The organism is Comamonas sp. B21-038 (assembly GCF_022387135.1).
Lineage (GTDB): Bacteria > Pseudomonadota > Gammaproteobacteria > Burkholderiales > Burkholderiaceae_C > Comamonas > Comamonas sediminis.
This window is the reverse complement of record NZ_CP092462.1, coordinates 4,438,721-4,454,640: the sequence shown is the minus strand read 5'-3', so window position 1 is coordinate 4,454,640 and position 15,920 is coordinate 4,438,721. Positions and strand designations below refer to the sequence as shown.

Sequence of the window (15,920 nt, the reverse complement as noted above, 5' to 3'; positions counted from 1 at the left end):
GGATGGCGGCGATCAGTGGTTCATCAAAAAGTACAGCAAAAACACGTTGCAGACCAGGATGCCCAGCGCCGTAGGCACCTGCGCCTTGATGACCGCATTGCGGTCCGGCAGCTCCAGCAGCGCCGCCGGCACGATGTTGAAGTTGGCCGCCATTGGTGTCAGCAAGGTGCCGCAGTAGCCCGAGAGCATGCCCACCGCGGCCATGATCGCTGGGTCACCGTGGTACACGTTGATCAGCACGGGCACGCCCACGCCGCCGGTCATCACCGGGAAGGCCGCAAAGCCATTGCCCATGATGACGGTGAACAGCGCCATACCGACCACATAGACCACCACCGCCACAAAGCGCAGGTCCATGTTGATGTAGGTGGTGGTCACATGGGCCACGGCCTTGCCAACGCCCGCATCGGAGAACACCAGACCGAGCATGCCCAGCATCTGCGGCAGCACCATGGCCCAGCCCATCGCATCGACCAGGCGGCGCGATTCGCGCAGCGATTGCACCGGCGATTCGCGGGTCATCTTACAGGCCATGGCCGCACCGATGATGCAGCCCAGTGCCAGGCTCACCAGGGTGGCGTTCTTGGGGTCGATCAGGAAGTTGCCGCCGATCTTGAAGTCCTTGAGCAGCACACTGCCGATCACCGTGACCACCGGGATCGCCAGCGCCGGCACAAACAGCTTGTTCTTCAGGCGCAGTGCGCTTTCCTTGTTCTCGGCATCGCTGCGCACTTGCGGCTTGCCACCGCCCACGCCCTTGACGAGCACGATCAGCGCCAGCACGACCACGCCGGCACCCACCACTTCAGGCGGCATCTTGTCGCCCAGCAGGAACATGACCGCATACAGGCCCCAGAACAGGCCGGTGGTCCAGCGCTTGGGGTTGCTGGCATCGAGCAGGTTGAAGACGGCCACGGCCGCCATGACCAGACCGGCCAGCCAATAGACTTGGGTGATGCTGAAAATCATGCTGCACCTCCTTCACGGGTGGTCGATGCCGGGGCAGGCGCGTTGGCCATTTCCTTGGCGATGTACTGGTCCAGACGGCGCAGGCGGTAGGCATGGATCAGGAACGCGCAGATGGCAGTGGGGATGCCCCACACGGCCACATGGATCGGCTCGACATCAATACCCGCCTCATGCAGGAAGGTGGTCATCAGCACGATCGCGCCAAAGGCCACAAAAATATCTTCGCCGAAGAACAGGCCGACGTTGTCGGTCGCGGCGCTGAAAGCGCGCAGGCGGTTGCGCAGTGCTTCGGGCAGCTTGCCGTAGCGGGTTTCGGTCGCGCCTTCAGCCATGGGGGCCAGCAGCGGACGCACCATCTGGGGGTGGCCTCCCAGGCTGGTCAGGCCGATGGCAGCGGTCAGCTGGCGCGCGCCCAGGTAGACGATCAGCAGGCGGCCGGTGGTCGCCGACTTGATCTGGCCGATCCAGTTTTGCGCATGCTGGCGCAGCCCATGGCGCTCCAGCAGGCCGATCACGGCCAGCGGCAGCACCAGGATGAGCGGCAGATTGCGGGTTTTGACAAAGCCCGTGCCCAGCTCGGCCAGCACTTTCTGGACAGGGAAGCCCGCCAGCGCAGCGGTGACGATCGCCGTCACGACCACCACCACAAAGGGATTGAAGCGCAGGACGAATCCCACAATGATGACGGCCACCCCGAGGAGCGGCCAGAGGTTGACGATTGAGCTGTCCATGACAATACAAGGTTTGTTATAGGCACGGCCCCCAGGGACTGGGCACCGCATAGTTTTTGTTCAACAACCTATCTGTTTCACCAATGGTGAATGACAGTTTGTTGAACAATACAAAAGTTTAGCCAAACAAAATCAGCTTTCTCACCGGGAAAACCCGTACACATCTGCTTTCAAATAGCGATGTAGGCGAAATACCCGTCTTTATGGCGAAGCAAATCGCCACAATGGCCGTTTTAATGGCACAGGGCAATGCGCTGGGCCGGGCGGCAGGCCACCGCTATCATGTGTATCAATCTCTGACTACCTGCGATCGCCATGAATGTTGCACTGCCTACCCTCTCGCTCAATGACCGCGTGGCCGAGCAGATCCGCGAGCGCATCGTGCGTGGGGAATTCCAGCCCGGATCACGCCTGTCCGAAGTAGCACTGAGCGAAAGCCTGGAGATCTCGCGCAACACCTTGCGCGAGGTGTTCCGGCTGCTGACCAAGGAAGGGCTGCTGCGCCATCTGCCCAACCGGGGCGTGTTTGTCGCGATCCCATCGATGGCCTCCATCATGGATATCTACCGCGTGCGCCGCATGATCGAGTGCCAGGCGCTGCAGCAGGCCATACCGCAGCACCCGGCGCGCAAGGAGATGCGCGAAGCCGTCGCTGCGCAGAAGCAGCTGCGCGAGGCCGGCCGCTGGGTGGAGGTGGGCACCGGCAATATGCGGTTCCACAAGGGCGTCGTGGCACTGGCCGACAGCGAGCGGCTCAACACCCTGTTCTCGCACCTGCTGGTGGAGCTGCGCCTGGCGTTTGGCATGCTGGGCGATGCCGAGTTCATGCATGCGCCCTACATCGACCTGAATGCCAACATCCTGGAACGCTTCGAGGCCGGGGACATGGAGCAGGCTGCCAAGCTGATGCATGACTACCTGACCCATTCCGAGCGCGTCCTGCTCAGCGTCTATGCCCGCCGCATGAGCGATGCGGGCATGGTGCTGTGATAGCTGCCTTGTGCAGCCAGACGCTGAGGGCATCAGCGGGCTGACGTTGAAGTCCTGGCGGCCATGGGCAGCTTCTCAGCACTGGATCGCCGTCGTTCTGCGCTGCTCGAACCGCCGATGGCTGCAGCGCACGCCGGCACACCTGCATTGCCTGCGCGTTGCAGCAACTGCGTGTGATCGATAGCATCAACAGCCTTGGCGCCCCACCCCTCCCCTTGGACTGGCAGGCATTCATCAGCCCCTTGCCGGTGCGCAGGGATTGCAAGCCTGGTGGAGGATGTGCGCCTGACAGTGGATGAACGGCAGCGAACAGGAGACCCTGCAATGATTGAACAAAAAATGCTGATTGGTGGCGAGGCTTGCAACGCGGGCAATGCGGCGACGGTGGAGCGCAAGAATCCGCTCGATGGCACCGTCGCATCCCGCGCCCCTGCCGCCACCGTGGCCGATGCCGTGCGGGCCTGCGAGGCCGCAGCAGCGGCCTTCCCGGCCTGGGCACAGCTGGGGCCCGGCGCGCGGCGCGCGCTGCTGATCAAGGCTTCTGACACCCTGCACGCCAAGGGCGATGCCATTGCCGCAGCGATGGCATCCGAGACGGGGGCCTCTGACCAATGGGCTGGCTTCAACGTCCACCTGGCCAGCAATATGCTGCTGGAGGCCGCATCCCTGACCACGCAGATCAGCGGCGAAGTCATCCCCTCCGATGTGCCCGGCAGCCTGGCCATGGCGGTGCGCCAGCCCGCTGGGGTCGTGCTCGGTATCGCGCCCTGGAATGCGCCGGTGATCCTGGCCGTGCGCGCCATCTCCACCGCGCTGGCCTGCGGCAACACGGTCATCCTCAAAGGCTCGGAATGGTGTCCGGCCACACACGGCCTGGTCATGGAGGCGCTGCAGGATGCCGGCTTGCCGCCCGGTGTGGTGAACTTTGTGACCAATGCGCCAGAGGACGCGGCTAGCATCGTCGAGGCCATCGTTGCCCACCCGGCGGTGCGCCGCGTCAGCTTCACCGGCTCTACACGTGTGGGCCGCCTTATTGCGCAAACCTGCGCCCGCCACCTCAAGCCCGCGCTGCTGGAGCTGGGTGGCAAGGCGCCCTTCATCGTGCTGGACGATGCCGACCTGGACGCAGCCGCCCGCGCCGCCAGCTTCAGTTCTTTTGCCAACTCGGGGCAGATCTGCATGTCAACAGAGCGCTTGGTGGTCGACCAGCGCGTGGCCGACGCCTTTGTCGCCAAGCTGGCGGCCAGGGCTGCGGCGCTGCCCTTGGGCGATCCGCGCCAGGGGCCGGTGGTGCTCGGTTCGGTGGTGGGCATGGCGACCGTGGAGCGTTGCAACGCCCTGATCGACGATGCCGTGGCACAAGGCGCCACCATCGTCTGCGGCGGCAAGGCCGACAGCACGCTGATGCCTGCCACCTTGCTGGACGGCGTGACGCCAGCGATGCGCATCTACCACGAAGAGAGTTTTGGCCCGGTCAAGGGCATCGTGCGCGTGAACGGCGAAGACGAGGCCATTGCCTGCGCCAACGACAACGCGTTCGGCCTGTCATCGGCTGTGTTCACCCGCGACACCGCACGCGGCTGGCGCGTGGCGGCCCGCATCGAGGCGGGCATCTGCCACATCAACGGCCCCACCGTGCACGATGAGGCACAAATGCCGTTTGGGGGCGTCAAGGATTCGGGCTACGGCCATTTTGGCGGGCGCCAGGGTATCGATGCCTTCACCGACACCCGCTGGATCACCATGCAAACCACCGAGCGCCAGTACCCGTTCTAAACCCGATGGCCAGAACGGGCCGTAGCTGGCAAGGCGTCTTAGGCTGCAGCGGGGTAAAACAGCTTGCGCGCCGTCGCGCCCTGCACTGCCTGGGCAATCGCGCCAATGTGGTCGGGCGTGGTGCCGCAGCAGCCGCCCACGATGTTGACCAGGCCTTCGTCGGCAAACTCATGCACCAGGCGGCTGGTGATGTCGGGCGTCTCGTCAAAGCCGGTATCGCTCATCGGGTTGGGCAGGCCGGCATTGGGGTAGCAGCTGATGAAGGTGTCCGGCGCGGCCTTGGCCAGCTCTTGCACATAGGGGCGCATCAAGGTGGCACCCAGCGCGCAGTTCAGCCCGATCGACAGCGGGTTGGCATGGCGCACGCTGTGCCAGAAAGCCGTCACCGTCTGGCCCGACAGAATGCGGCCCGAGGCATCGGTGACGGTGCCGCTGATCATGATCGGCAGCACCTCGCCGGTCTGCTCAAAAGCCTCATCGACCGCAAACAGCGCGGCCTTGGCGTTCAGCGTGTCAAAAATCGTCTCGACCAGGATCACATCGGCGCCGCCTTCGATCAAGGCCAAGGTCTGCTCCAGGTAGGCCTGGCGCAGCGCCTCAAACGTCACATTGCGCGCGCCCGGGTCGTTCACATCGGGGCTGATGGAGGCGGTCTTGGGCGTGGGGCCCAAGGCGCCGGCCACATAGCGTTTGTGCTCGGGCGTGCTGTACTTGTCGCAGGCCGCACGCGCCAGCTGGGCGCTCTTGAGGTTCATCTCATAGGCCAGGTCGGCCATGTGGTAGTCCTCCTGGGCAATCGTGGTCGCGCCAAAGGTATTGGTCTCGATCAGATCGGCGCCAGCGGCCAGGTATTTCTCGTGGATGTCGCGGATCACATCGGGGCGGGTGAGCGACAGCAGCTCGTTGTTGCCCTTGACGTCGTAGCCAAAGTCCTTGAAACGCTCGCCCACGCTGCCCGGGCCACTGTAGCCTTCGCCCCGGTACTGGGCCTCGCCCAGCTTGAAGCGTTGGATCATGGTGCCCATCGCGCCGTCGAGGATGACGAGGCGCTTGGCCAGGGTGGCGGGCAGTTCTTGGGCTCGGGTGTAGCGGGGCAGTGACATGGCGGCCATTGTAGGGCGGCGCCCACCGGCGCGTGGCGGCCAGGCGTTATTTGCCATACCGGCGCTGGTTGTATCGCGCCGGGGTGGCCGCCGTGCACCTGCGCCACAAAACAGCCCGTTACCGCCCCACAAACCCCGCGCTGCCGTTGCAGCGCCCCAAAACGCGCACAATAGCGCTTTGCGCCTGCGCCCCGGCTCCGTGTCAGGGCGGCCCTTCTGGCCTGTTGACGATACCCCGCTTGCGCGGCCCTTTCAGGGGGCTGGCACAGCTGCCTTCTCTAGCAATTTGTGACTTCCCTCGCCCACACCGTTTTGCAGGATGCCTTTGGCTATGCGCATTTTCGCGGCTCGCAGCAAGCCATTGTTGACCATGTGATTGGCGGCGGCGATGCGCTGGTGCTGATGCCCACCGGCGGCGGCAAAAGCCTGTGCTACCAGATCCCGGCCATCGTGCGCCAGCAGCAGGGCCACGGCACCACCATCGTCATCTCGCCCCTCATCGCGCTGATGCACGACCAGGTCAGCGCCATGCACGAGATCGGTGTCGAGGCCGCCTTCCTCAACTCCACCCTCGACTACGACCAGACCCGCGATGTGGAGCTGCAGCTGCTGTCGGGCGGCATCACCTTGCTGTATGTGGCGCCCGAGCGGCTCAACACGCCGCGTTTTCTGGGCCTGCTCGATGAGCTGCATGCGATGGGCAAGCTGGCCTTGTTCGCCATCGACGAGGCGCATTGCGTCAGCCAGTGGGGGCACGACTTTCGGCCTGAGTACCGCGAGCTGACCGTGTTGCACCAGCGCTATGCCGGTGTGCCGCGCATTGCGCTCACCGCCACGGCCGATGCGCTGACCCGCGCCGACATCGTCGAGCGCATGCAGCTCGAATCGGCGCGCGTCTTCATCAGCAGCTTTGACCGCGCCAACATCCGCTACACCATCGTCGAGAAAAAAGACGCCACCGCCCAGCTGCTGCGCTTTATCGAGCGCGAACACGATGGCGACGCGGGCGTGGTCTACTGCCTCTCGCGCAAGAAGGTGGAAGAGGTCGCGCAATCGCTGTGCGATGCCGGCATCAACGCCCTGCCCTACCATGCCGGCCTGGGCGCCGAGCTGCGCCAGCAGAACCAGAGCCGCTTTCTGCGCGAAGAAGGCATTGTGATGGTCGCCACCATCGCATTCGGCATGGGCATCAACAAGCCCGATGTGCGCTTTGTCGCCCATGTGGACATGCCCAAGAACATCGAGAGCTACTACCAGGAAACCGGCCGGGGCGGGCGCGACGGCCTGCCCGCCGATGCCTGGATGGCCTATGGCTACCGCGACGTAGTCAGCCAGCGCAGCATGATCGACGAAAGCCCGGCGGGCGACGCCTTCAAGCAGGTGATGCGCGGCAAGCTCGATGCGCTGCTGGGCCTGGCCGAGGCCACCGACTGCCGGCGTGTGCGCCTGCTGGCGTATTTTGACGAGGTCTACGGCCAGGGCGGTGACTACGACTCGGCCCACCCCGAGGCCTCCGTCGCATCCGCCGAGAAGGCGCCACGCTACCGCTGCGGCAACTGCGACAACTGCCTGAGCCCACCCAAGACCTGGGACGGCACCGATGCCGCGCGCAAGCTGCTGTCCACCATCTACCGCGCCCATTCGGCCAGCCAGATCACCTTTGGCGCCAGCCATATCCTCGACATCGTGCGCGGCAAGGAAACCGACAAGGTGCGCCAGTTTGGTCACCAACAGCTGAGCACCTTTGGCCTGTGCCAGGACTACACCGAGCCCCAGCTGCGCGGCGTGTTGCGCCAGCTGCTGGCCATTGGCGCCCTGGCCACCCACAAGGTGCAGACCGAGGCCGGCTACAGCTTCGAGACCCTCACCCTGTGCGACGGCTCACGCGCCGTGCTGCGCGGCGAGCAAACCGTGGAGCTGCGCGAAAGCACTGCCGAGCGCAGCCCCAGCAAGCGCCAGCGCAGCACCAAACCCGCCGTCGCCGCGCAAAACCTGGGCCCCGACGAGCAGGTCCGCTTCATCAACCTCAAGGCCTGGCGCACCGAAGTGGCCAAGGAACACAACGTGCCCGCCTACGTGGTCTTCGCCGACGCGACCTTGGCGGCCATCGCCCAGCGCAACCCGCAGAGCCTGGATGAGCTGCAGGGCGTGAGCGGGATTGGGGTGAAGAAGCTGGAGGCTTATGGGGAGGCGGTGTTGCGGGTGTGTAGCGCCCACTAGTCCCACATATTGTTGTTGCAATGCAAACAAAGTAGAACGGGTGCTTCTATTTTGTAAAGCTATGATCTAATGCCGTTTTGATTGTTGAAAACTATTAACGGAAGGATGGACATATGCTGAAAAAATGGATTGCAATCGGCGCTCTGCTGGGCAGCAGCATGGCCCAGGCTTACATGCCCCAGTCGGGCACCTGGGTGGTTACCAGCGAACTCAATGGCAAGCCCGGTCGCGGCTTGGCTATTGATGTGCAGGGCCAGACGCTGGTCATGCAGATGTATGCCTACGACGCCTCCGGCAACGCCACCTTCTATCTGACGTCCGGTGCTTACAAGAACAACCAGTATTCCGGCACCTTGAACAAGTACCGTGGCGGCCGCTACCTGGGCAGCAGCGAACGCATTGGGCAGGAGAACGGCAACGATGGTGTCGTGTCGATGCGTTTCGAATCCGGCACCAAGGGCTACATCAGGTTCCCCGGCGAAGCAGAAAAGGAGATCTCCCGCTTCAGCTTCGGCTATGACAAGAGCCCGCAAAGCCTGTATGGCATGTGGTTGTTCACCCCGTTGGGGACCAGCACTCCCCGGTCGGATGTGGTCAAACTGCAAAAGCTGGTCGCGGGAAGCGGGTATGGCACCGGCTTTGTGACGACGGCAGACAATCGTTTCGCTTGCGAAAATGTGACCAGCGGCCCGAATGCAGGCTTGGTGGTCTGCATCAAGTTCAACATTGCCGATCGCGTGGAACAGGTCTACTACTTCGACTACAAGGTCAATGATGGCGAAGGCTATACAGGCACCTCGGCAGCTACCGCCACCAACCTGCTGATTGTTCGCCGCCTGACCACCAGCACTGATGACGGTACCGGAATCACGTTCAAGAGCGACGAAAGCGCCCCACCCGCCGATCTCGATGCGCTGCGCCAGGCTTTTGAAGCTGTTGTGGCAGAGCCTATCGAGCAATAAGCCCTCACGGCACCGCTCTCCAAGAAGCCAGCAGCCACCCAGGCTTGGGTGCTGCTGGCTTTTCTGCTGGTGAGCAAAACGCTCATCCATCGCGTACGGTGGACCCGACTCCGCAAGCCCAGCGCTACACTCAGCCACCATGCCAGCCTCTCAGCCCAGCCGCCTGTCCATCCGCGCTCTACAAAGCCCCATCAGCGGGCCCTGCTCGCTGGAGTTGGGCGCAGGCGAATGCATCGCCGTCATGGGGGCATCGGGGGCGGGTAAATCGGTGTTGTTGCGGCTGATTGCCGACCTGGATCCGGGCAGTGGCGAGGTGCTGCTCAACGGCCAGCCGCGCAGCACCTTCAGTGGGCCTGCGTGGCGCCAGCAGGTGATATACCTGGCAGCGGAGCCGGCCTGGTGGGGGCCATCGGTGATGGAGCATTTCCCGCAGGGTTCGCAATCGGCGCTGCTGGAGATGGCCAGCGAACTGGGGCTGCGCCAGGGATTCATCGGTATTCCGCTGGCCCAGTTGTCGACCGGGGAGCGCCAGCGCCTGGCCTTGCTGCGCGGACTGCTGCGCCAGCCCCAGGTGCTGCTGCTCGATGAGCCCACGGCTGCGCTCGATGACACGTCGGTCGCTGCGGTGGAGCAATTGCTGCAGCGCTGCCAGCAGCAGGGCTTGAGCCTGCTGTGGGTAACCCATTCGCAGGCCCAGGCGGCCCGCGTCGGCCAGCGCTGCCTGCAACTGGTAGACCACCAACTGCTGCCAATGGAGGCTGCGCAATGAACCCGGCCATCCATCTGCAGCCCAGCGATCTGCTGGTGGGCGCGGCGCTGGTGCTGGCCGCTGCTGCTGCATCCTGGGCCATGCGCCTGCAGCTGCAGCGCCAGGTGCTGTGGGCATCGCTGCGCATGGGGGTGCAGCTGCTGCTGGTGGGCTATGTGCTGCGGCTGGTGTTCCAGCAGGCGCACCCGGGCACCACCTTGGTCGTGGTGCTGGTGATGGTGGCCGCTGCCGCGCGCGAAGTCGCGGTGCGGCCGCACCAGCGCCTGTCCGGCGGGGGCAACTACCGCATTGCGGGCCTGGTGGTCGCGCTGTCGAGTCTGTCGACCGTAGTGCTGGCGCTGATGACCGCCGTGCGGCCCGACCCCTGGTTTGATGCGCGCTATGCGATTCCGTTGATGGGCATTGTGCTGGGCAGCGTGCTCAATGCCGCCAGCCTGGGGCTGGACAGTTTCTTTGACGGCGTACGCACCGGCCGCGCCGCCATTGAGGCCCAGCTGGCGCTGGGTGTTTCCTTGCGCCGGGCGATGGCGCCGCACACCCGTGCGGCCATCCGCCGGGGGCTGATCCCCATCATCAACCAGATGTCGGCCGCCGGGCTGATCACTCTGCCGGGCATCATGACCGGCCAGATCCTGGGCGGCATGGACCCGCTGGAAGCCGCCAAATACCAGATTCTGCTATTGCTGCTGCTGACCTTTGCCGGCGCGCTGGCCGCTGCCGGCAGCGTGCTGCTGGCCGCCCGGGCGCTGGGTGATGAGCGCCAGCGCCTGCGGCTGGACCGGCTGAACGCCACACGCTGACCGGCTTTTGCGTTGCTGCTGCGCCGTTCCTAGAATGGAGGAACACATCTGGGAGAGCAGCCATGGCAGAGCGCAACAAGGACAACCTGGTGGATGAGCTGGTCGGCTACGACCCGCTGGGCAGCGATCCGGCCTTGCAGGCCGCGCTGGCGCGTGCGCAGGCCCACCCCTGGCTGCCGGGCTTGCAGCAGCATGCGCGCACCGTGGGCAGCGCGGCGTTTGCTCAGTTAGCCGACCAGGCCAACCGCCACCCGCCGCAGTTGCAGCCCTGGGATGCACGGGGCCGGCGCATCGACCAGGTGGAGTTCCATCCCGCATGGCACCAGGTGCTGGCCCATTACCGCGCGCAGCAGCTGATCGACATGCCGTTTGCCGGCGCACCCGCTGCCGATGCACCGGCCCATGCACCGCCCCCTGCAACCAGCGGCCGCTGGACGGCCTGGGCCGCCGGCTTTTACCTGCATGGCCAGGCGGAGGCGGGCAGCCTCTGCCCCGCAACGATGACGACGGCAGCCATCCCGGTGCTGCGCAAGGAGCCCGCGTTGTGGGCACAGATCGCGCGCGGCATCAGCAGCGCCGAGCATGACGCGCGTGATGCACCGGTGGCAGACAAAACAGCTTTGTGGGTGGGCATGGGTATGACCGAAAAGCAAGGCGGATCGGATGTGCGCAACAACACCACCGTGGCCTACCCGCCGGATGCCGCAGGCGGTGGGCGCGGCGCCGCCTACCGGCTTCAGGGCCATAAATGGTTTTACTCGGTGCCGACGGCCGATGCGCACCTGGTGGTGGCACGCATGGCCAGCAGCGCGCACGACACCCATGCGCTGCAGGCACCGCTGGCCTGCTTCTGGGTGCCGCGCTGGCGGCCCGATGGCAGGCGCAACAGCGTGCTGGTGCAGCGCCTCAAGGACAAGGTGGGCAACCGCAGCAATGCCAGCAGCGAGGTGCTGTTTGACGACGCCTATGGCGTACTCGTAGGTGAGGAAGGCCGGGGCATTGCCACCATCATGGAGATGGCCACCATCACGCGGCTGTGCTGCGTGCTGGGCAGCAGCGCGCTGCTGCGCCAGGCCACCGTGCAGGCCCTGTGGTCTGCCAGGCACCGCCAGGCCTTTGGTGCGGCCTTGGCGGCGCAGCCGCTGATGCAATCGGTGCTGGCCGATCTGGCGCTGGAGAGCGAAGCGGCGCTGCTGCTGGCCATGCGGCTGGCACAGGCCTTTGAAGACAGCAGCGCCCCAGGCCAGACCACGGCGCTGGCCTGGCAGCGCATCATGACACCGGCGGCCAAGTTCTGGGTCTGCAAACGTGCCATTGCCTGCAGCGCCGAGGCGATGGAAGTGCTGGGCGGCAATGGCTATACCGAGAGCTCGGCGCTCGCCCGTATTTACCGCGAAGCACCGGTCAATTCGATCTGGGAGGGCTCGGGCAATGTGATGTGCCTGGATGTGCTCAAGGCGCTGCAGCGCGAGCCCGCGTTGCGTGATGCACTGTGGCAGGACCTGCAGCGCATGGCAGCGGATGACCTGGCGATGGCGCAAGCGCTGCAGCGCCTGCACACCCAGTGGCAGGCGATGGCGCAGGATGCCTGGGCACAGCAGGCGCAGGCGCGCCAATGGGTGCAGCAGCTGGTGCTGGTGGCGCAGGCGGGCCTGATGCGGCAGCACGCCGCGCCCGCGCATGCCGATGCCTTTGTGGCCAGCCGCCTGGGGCCGCATGCCCACCTGGGCGTGATGGGTGCTTTTCCCCTTGCCAAGGCCCAAATCAGCGCTATCCTCGGCGCCAGTCTGCAGTTGCAACATTGACCGGAAAGTAGCCATGGCCGTCAGCGTGTTTGATTTGTTCAAGATCGGTATCGGGCCCAGCAGCTCGCACACCGTCGGCCCGATGCGCGCCGCGCACGCCTTTGTGCAGCGCCTGCAGCGCCAGGGGGCGCTGGCACAGGTGGCCCGCCTGCGCTGCCAGCTGTTTGGCTCGCTGGGCGCTACCGGTATCGGCCACGCCAGCGACCGCGCCGTGATCCTCGGTCTGGCCGGCCATGCACCCGATACGGTCGATGTGAACGCCGTCGATGCCATCATTGCCCAGGTCAACAACAGCCAGCAGCTGCTGCTCAACGGTGAGCAGCGCATCGTGTTCGACCCCGCCACCGACCTGCTCCTGATTGGCGCGGTGAGCCTGCCTTTCCACCCCAACGGCATGCGCTTTGAGGCCTGGGATGCCCAGCATGAACTGGTTGATGCGCAAGCCTACTACTCGGTGGGCGGCGGCTTTATCGTCAGCGAAGAAGCGGCCCACGATGCCGAGCGCCAGCAAGCGATTGCACCCGATACCGATGTGCTGCCCCTGCCCTTTCACAGCGCCGCGCAGCTGCTGCAACTGGCGCATGACCACCAGCAGCCCATTGCGCAGATCATGCGCACCAATGAGCGCCACTGGCGCAGCGATGCCGACATCGACAGCGGCCTGCGCAAGATCTGGCAGGCGATGCAGGACTGCGTGCAACGCGGCTGCAGCACGCAAGGCCGCCTGCCTGGTGGACTGAACGTGAAGCGCCGCGCCGCAGGCTTTTACGAAGGCCTGACCCAGCATGCCAACACCGATCCGCTGGAGGTGATTGACTGGGTGAACCTGTTTGCGCTGGCGGTGAATGAAGAAAACGCTGCCGGTGGCCGCGTGGTGACCGCACCCACCAATGGCGCCGCCGGCATCGTGCCGGCCGTGCTGCACTATTACTGGCGCTTTGTACCCGGCGCCACCGAGGCCGGGGTGGTGGACTTTTTGCTGACCGCCGGCGCGATCGGCATTCTGTACAAGGAGAACGCCTCGATCTCCGGCGCCGAAGTGGGTTGCCAGGGCGAAGTGGGTGTGGCCTGCTCGATGGCGGCCGCCGGCCTGTGCGCCGTGCTGGGCGGCACCCCCGCGCAGGTGGAGAACGCCGCCGAGATCGGCATGGAGCACCACCTGGGCCTCACCTGCGATCCGGTCGCCGGCCTGGTGCAGGTGCCCTGCATCGAGCGCAATGCACTGGCCGCCGTCAAGGCCATCAATGCAGCGCGCATGGCGCTGCGCGGCGACGGCTCGCACATCGTCAGCCTGGACAAGGTGATTGCGACGATGCGCGCCACCGGCGCCGACATGATGAGCAAGTACAAGGAAACCTCGCTGGGCGGCCTGGCGGTGCACATCGTCGAGTGCTGAGGGCGCTGGACCCAAGCCCAACCTGGGTGACAGGCGGGGCAGCTTGCGGCGGCCAGAGGGTCCCTGGGTTAAAACGCAAGGCCTACAATCGCGCCATGGCTATGCATTTTGACTTGGTGGATCTGCGCCTGATGGTGCATGTGGCAGACGCGAACAGCATGACGCGGGGGGCCGAGCTGTCGTTCATCTCGCTGCCGGCGGCCAGCACCCGCATCAAGAACCTCGAAGAGAGCATGGGTGTCAAGCTGCTGTACCGCACCAGCCAGGGCGTCACCTTGACCTTGCCGGGCCAGGCCTTTGTGCAGCATGCCCGCACGGTGCTGGGCCAGATCGAGCACCTGCGCGGCGACATGCAGGAGTACGCACGCGGCATCAAGGGCCATGTGCGGGTGTTTGCCAACACCACGGCGCTGGGCGAGTTTCTGCCTCCGGTGCTGCGCGCCTATCTGCGCAAGCACCCGGATGTGGACATCGACCTGCGCGAGCGCCTGTCCAACGACATCATCCGTGCCGTCGGCGAAGGCCAGACCGATATCGGCATCGTCGCCGGCCAGGTGCGCACCGAAAGCCTGGTCGCAATGCCCTACCGCAGCGACCGCCTGGTGCTCGTCGTCTATGCCGACCATGCGCTCGCCCGCCGCAAGTCCGTGGCCTTTGGCGATACCTTGGAATACGACTACATCGGCCTGCACGAATCCAGCGCCATCCATGCGTTCCTGCGCCAGCACAGTGACCTGCTGCACCGCCCGATCAAGCAACGCATCCAGGTGGGCAATTTTGAAGCGGCCTGCCGCATGATCGAGGCGGGCGTAGGCATCGGCATCCTGCCCGAATCCGCTGCCCGCCGCCATGCGCGCAGCATGGACATCCGCATCATCAGCATCTCGGACGAATGGTCCAACCGCGAGATGCAGATCGTCGTGCGCAACCTCGAATCCCTGCCCTCCTTCGCCCGCGAGCTGGTGGAGCTGCTGGTCGAAGACGGCGCCAGCGGCGACGACGGCCTGGGTGAGGCGGACGGCGATGGCGAGCAGGTGCCAACGAGCAATTGAGCGGATCGTAGGCCTGAGAACCTGTACAGAAGGCCCGCCGCTGCATCAAAAGCTGCCACAAAGCTCACCCCAGCGCCCCGCCTCAACCGACGCGTCATGCAGGCGGTAGGCAGCCGGCTTGCGCAGCGCTATGCTGTGGCATCCCTGTTGTTGAGCCTGGACACCCCATGACTGCTATCTGGAAAAAGCCCATCTCGCTGGACGCGTTGCGTGACAAAGCGCGCCATACGGCGATTGAACACCTGGGCATCGAATACCTGGAAATTGGCGATGACTACCTGGTGGGCCGTGTGCCGGTGGACCACCGCACGCACCAGCCCTTTGGCCTGCTGCATGGCGGCATCAGCGTGGTGCTGGCAGAGACCCTGGGCTCCGTCGGTGCGCTGTTCTCTTCGCCGGCAGGCTGGCACTGTGTCGGCCTCGATATCAATGCCAACCATATCCGGGGCGTGAAGAGCGGCTGGGTCACCGGCACGGCCAAGCCGGTGCATATCGGCCGCATGACCCAGGTCTGGCAGATCGAGATGGTCAACGACGAGGGCAAACTGACTTGCGTGTCGCGCATCACGATGGCGGTGCTCGAAAACGCGGACTGATTCAGTCGCCGTAGGCCACGCGCGCCAATGCCTTGGCCAGCTCCCAGGCCGGGTCGATCAGCGGCAGGCCTTGCACGCTGTCGGCCCCGGGCAGGGCCAGCGGTATTTCGGTGCAGCCCATGATCAGGGGCACATCGCCATGGCGGGCGCGCATGGCCTGGGCCACAGCTGCAAAATCGGCGCGCGCCTGGTCCATGCGGTCCGCCTTCACACCCTGGTAGATGCCGCGCATCAGCTGCTCGCGCTCGGCCTCTTGCGGCAGGTGTACGGTGATGCCGCAGGCGGCCAGCGCCTGGTCATACAGGCCAATGCGGTAGGTGCCTTGCGTGGCCAGCAGCATGCAGGACGGCTGGCCTTGCTGCTGCAGCCCCTCGGCCACGACGCGCGCGATATGCAGCAGCTGCAGCTGCGGGTAGGCCTGCTGCAGGCGCCCATGCCAGGCATGGGCGGTATTGCAGGCCACGGCCACCGCCTGGGCACCGACGGACTGGAGCTTGTCCAGGCCCTGGCACATCATCGCGAAGGGGTCTTCTGCGGTCTCGGGCGCCAACAGCGCTGCGCTGCGGTCCGGTATGGGCAACTGGGCCAGCCAGTGCTCGGGGTAGCCCTGGTCGGTAACGGGTGCGCCGCTTGCGCGCACATGGTCTGCGCAGGCCTGTACAAACAGGCGCACAAAATCAGCGCCTGCTGCCGGGCCCATGCCGCCCAGAATGCCTACGGTGTGAAGCTTCATGCCGAACTCCAGAGAAAA

14 protein-coding genes are annotated in these 15,920 nt (G+C 65.2%); 10 read left to right on the top strand and 4 right to left on the bottom strand.

Features of this window, described 5'->3' with window-relative positions; all coding sequences use genetic code 11:
* Positions 1-12: 12 nt before the first annotated feature.
* Positions 13-969, bottom strand: a complete 957-nt coding sequence (locus tag MJ205_RS20215) for a DUF979 domain-containing protein (protein ID WP_239810092.1) — start codon at positions 967-969, stop codon at positions 13-15.
* Positions 966-1,700: a DUF969 domain-containing protein gene (locus MJ205_RS20210; RefSeq protein WP_239810091.1), complete on the bottom strand. Its 735-nt coding sequence runs from the start codon at positions 1,698-1,700 to the stop codon at positions 966-968. The genes MJ205_RS20215 and MJ205_RS20210 overlap by 4 nt, the downstream gene beginning before the upstream one ends.
* Positions 1,701-2,015: 315 nt before the next feature.
* On the opposite strand from MJ205_RS20210, the gene MJ205_RS20205 reads away from it, so the two are divergent.
* Together MJ205_RS20205 and MJ205_RS20200 are read left to right on the top strand one after the other, a co-directional pair.
* Positions 2,016-2,690, top strand: coding sequence for a GntR family transcriptional regulator (locus tag MJ205_RS20205; RefSeq protein ID WP_230773904.1), 675 nt, complete (start codon positions 2,016-2,018; stop codon positions 2,688-2,690).
* 324 nt (positions 2,691-3,014) lie between these two features.
* Positions 3,015-4,466 carry an aldehyde dehydrogenase gene (locus MJ205_RS20200; RefSeq protein ID WP_239810090.1) on the top strand — a complete coding sequence of 484 codons (1,452 nt, stop codon included), beginning with the start codon at positions 3,015-3,017 and terminating at the stop codon, positions 4,464-4,466.
* A gap of 38 nt (positions 4,467-4,504) precedes the next feature.
* On the opposite strand, the gene MJ205_RS20195 is transcribed toward MJ205_RS20200, so the two are convergent.
* Positions 4,505-5,569, bottom strand: coding sequence for a homocysteine S-methyltransferase family protein (locus MJ205_RS20195; RefSeq protein WP_239810089.1), 1,065 nt, complete (start codon positions 5,567-5,569; stop codon positions 4,505-4,507).
* Between the two features lie 288 nt (positions 5,570-5,857).
* Between MJ205_RS20195 and recQ the strand changes: the two genes are divergently transcribed.
* From recQ to MJ205_RS20155, 8 genes are all read left to right on the top strand, one after another.
* Positions 5,858-7,789 carry a DNA helicase RecQ gene (gene recQ / locus MJ205_RS20190; protein WP_239810088.1) on the top strand — a complete coding sequence of 644 codons (1,932 nt, stop codon included), beginning with the start codon at positions 5,858-5,860 and terminating at the stop codon, positions 7,787-7,789.
* Between the two features lie 113 nt (positions 7,790-7,902).
* Complete coding sequence (locus MJ205_RS20185; protein WP_239810087.1) at positions 7,903-8,751, top strand: hypothetical protein; 849 nt, start codon at positions 7,903-7,905, stop codon at positions 8,749-8,751.
* Positions 8,752-8,890: 139 nt separating this feature from the next.
* On the top strand, positions 8,891-9,520 hold the full coding sequence (locus tag MJ205_RS20180; protein WP_239810086.1) for an ABC transporter ATP-binding protein: 630 nt from the start codon (positions 8,891-8,893) through the stop codon (positions 9,518-9,520).
* Positions 9,517-10,320, top strand: coding sequence for an ABC transporter permease (locus MJ205_RS20175; protein WP_239810085.1), 804 nt, complete (start codon positions 9,517-9,519; stop codon positions 10,318-10,320). Before MJ205_RS20180 ends, MJ205_RS20175 begins: the two co-directional genes overlap by 4 nt.
* A gap of 62 nt (positions 10,321-10,382) precedes the next feature.
* The gene (locus MJ205_RS20170; RefSeq protein WP_239810084.1) at positions 10,383-12,125 is read left to right on the top strand and encodes an acyl-CoA dehydrogenase family protein; all 1,743 of its coding nucleotides are present in this window, start codon (positions 10,383-10,385) and stop codon (positions 12,123-12,125) included.
* Positions 12,126-12,138: 13 nt separating this feature from the next.
* Complete coding sequence (locus tag MJ205_RS20165) at positions 12,139-13,521, top strand: L-serine ammonia-lyase (RefSeq protein WP_239810083.1); 1,383 nt, start codon at positions 12,139-12,141, stop codon at positions 13,519-13,521.
* A 95-nt stretch (positions 13,522-13,616) separates the two neighbouring features.
* Positions 13,617-14,573 (top strand): LysR family transcriptional regulator, encoded by a 957-nt coding sequence (locus tag MJ205_RS20160; RefSeq protein WP_239810082.1) that lies wholly within the window; start codon positions 13,617-13,619, stop codon positions 14,571-14,573.
* 167 nt (positions 14,574-14,740) lie between these two features.
* Positions 14,741-15,169 carry a hotdog fold thioesterase gene (locus MJ205_RS20155; RefSeq protein WP_239810081.1) on the top strand — a complete coding sequence of 143 codons (429 nt, stop codon included), beginning with the start codon at positions 14,741-14,743 and terminating at the stop codon, positions 15,167-15,169.
* Between the two features lies 1 nt (position 15,170).
* Here the strand turns inward: MJ205_RS20155 and MJ205_RS20150 are convergent, their stop codons facing one another.
* Entirely contained in the window at positions 15,171-15,902 is a 732-nt protein-coding gene (locus MJ205_RS20150) for an aspartate/glutamate racemase family protein (RefSeq protein WP_239810080.1), read from the bottom strand.
* Positions 15,903-15,920 lie beyond the last annotated feature (18 nt).

Coding starts and splice junctions, on each gene's coding strand:
- MJ205_RS20215 (WP_239810092.1), bottom strand. CDS start 969: ATGATTTTCAGCATCACCCAAGTCTATTGGCTGGCCGGTCTGGTCATG.
- MJ205_RS20210 (WP_239810091.1), bottom strand. CDS start 1,700: ATGGACAGCTCAATCGTCAACCTCTGGCCGCTCCTCGGGGTGGCCGTC.
- MJ205_RS20205 (WP_230773904.1), top strand. CDS start 2,016: ATGAATGTTGCACTGCCTACCCTCTCGCTCAATGACCGCGTGGCCGAG.
- MJ205_RS20200 (WP_239810090.1), top strand. CDS start 3,015: ATGATTGAACAAAAAATGCTGATTGGTGGCGAGGCTTGCAACGCGGGC.
- MJ205_RS20195 (WP_239810089.1), bottom strand. CDS start 5,569: ATGTCACTGCCCCGCTACACCCGAGCCCAAGAACTGCCCGCCACCCTG.
- MJ205_RS20185 (WP_239810087.1), top strand. CDS start 7,903: ATGCTGAAAAAATGGATTGCAATCGGCGCTCTGCTGGGCAGCAGCATG.
- MJ205_RS20180 (WP_239810086.1), top strand. CDS start 8,891: ATGCCAGCCTCTCAGCCCAGCCGCCTGTCCATCCGCGCTCTACAAAGC.
- MJ205_RS20175 (WP_239810085.1), top strand. CDS start 9,517: ATGAACCCGGCCATCCATCTGCAGCCCAGCGATCTGCTGGTGGGCGCG.
- MJ205_RS20170 (WP_239810084.1), top strand. CDS start 10,383: ATGGCAGAGCGCAACAAGGACAACCTGGTGGATGAGCTGGTCGGCTAC.
- MJ205_RS20165 (WP_239810083.1), top strand. CDS start 12,139: ATGGCCGTCAGCGTGTTTGATTTGTTCAAGATCGGTATCGGGCCCAGC.
- MJ205_RS20160 (WP_239810082.1), top strand. CDS start 13,617: ATGGCTATGCATTTTGACTTGGTGGATCTGCGCCTGATGGTGCATGTG.
- MJ205_RS20155 (WP_239810081.1), top strand. CDS start 14,741: ATGACTGCTATCTGGAAAAAGCCCATCTCGCTGGACGCGTTGCGTGAC.
- MJ205_RS20150 (WP_239810080.1), bottom strand. CDS start 15,902: ATGAAGCTTCACACCGTAGGCATTCTGGGCGGCATGGGCCCGGCAGCA.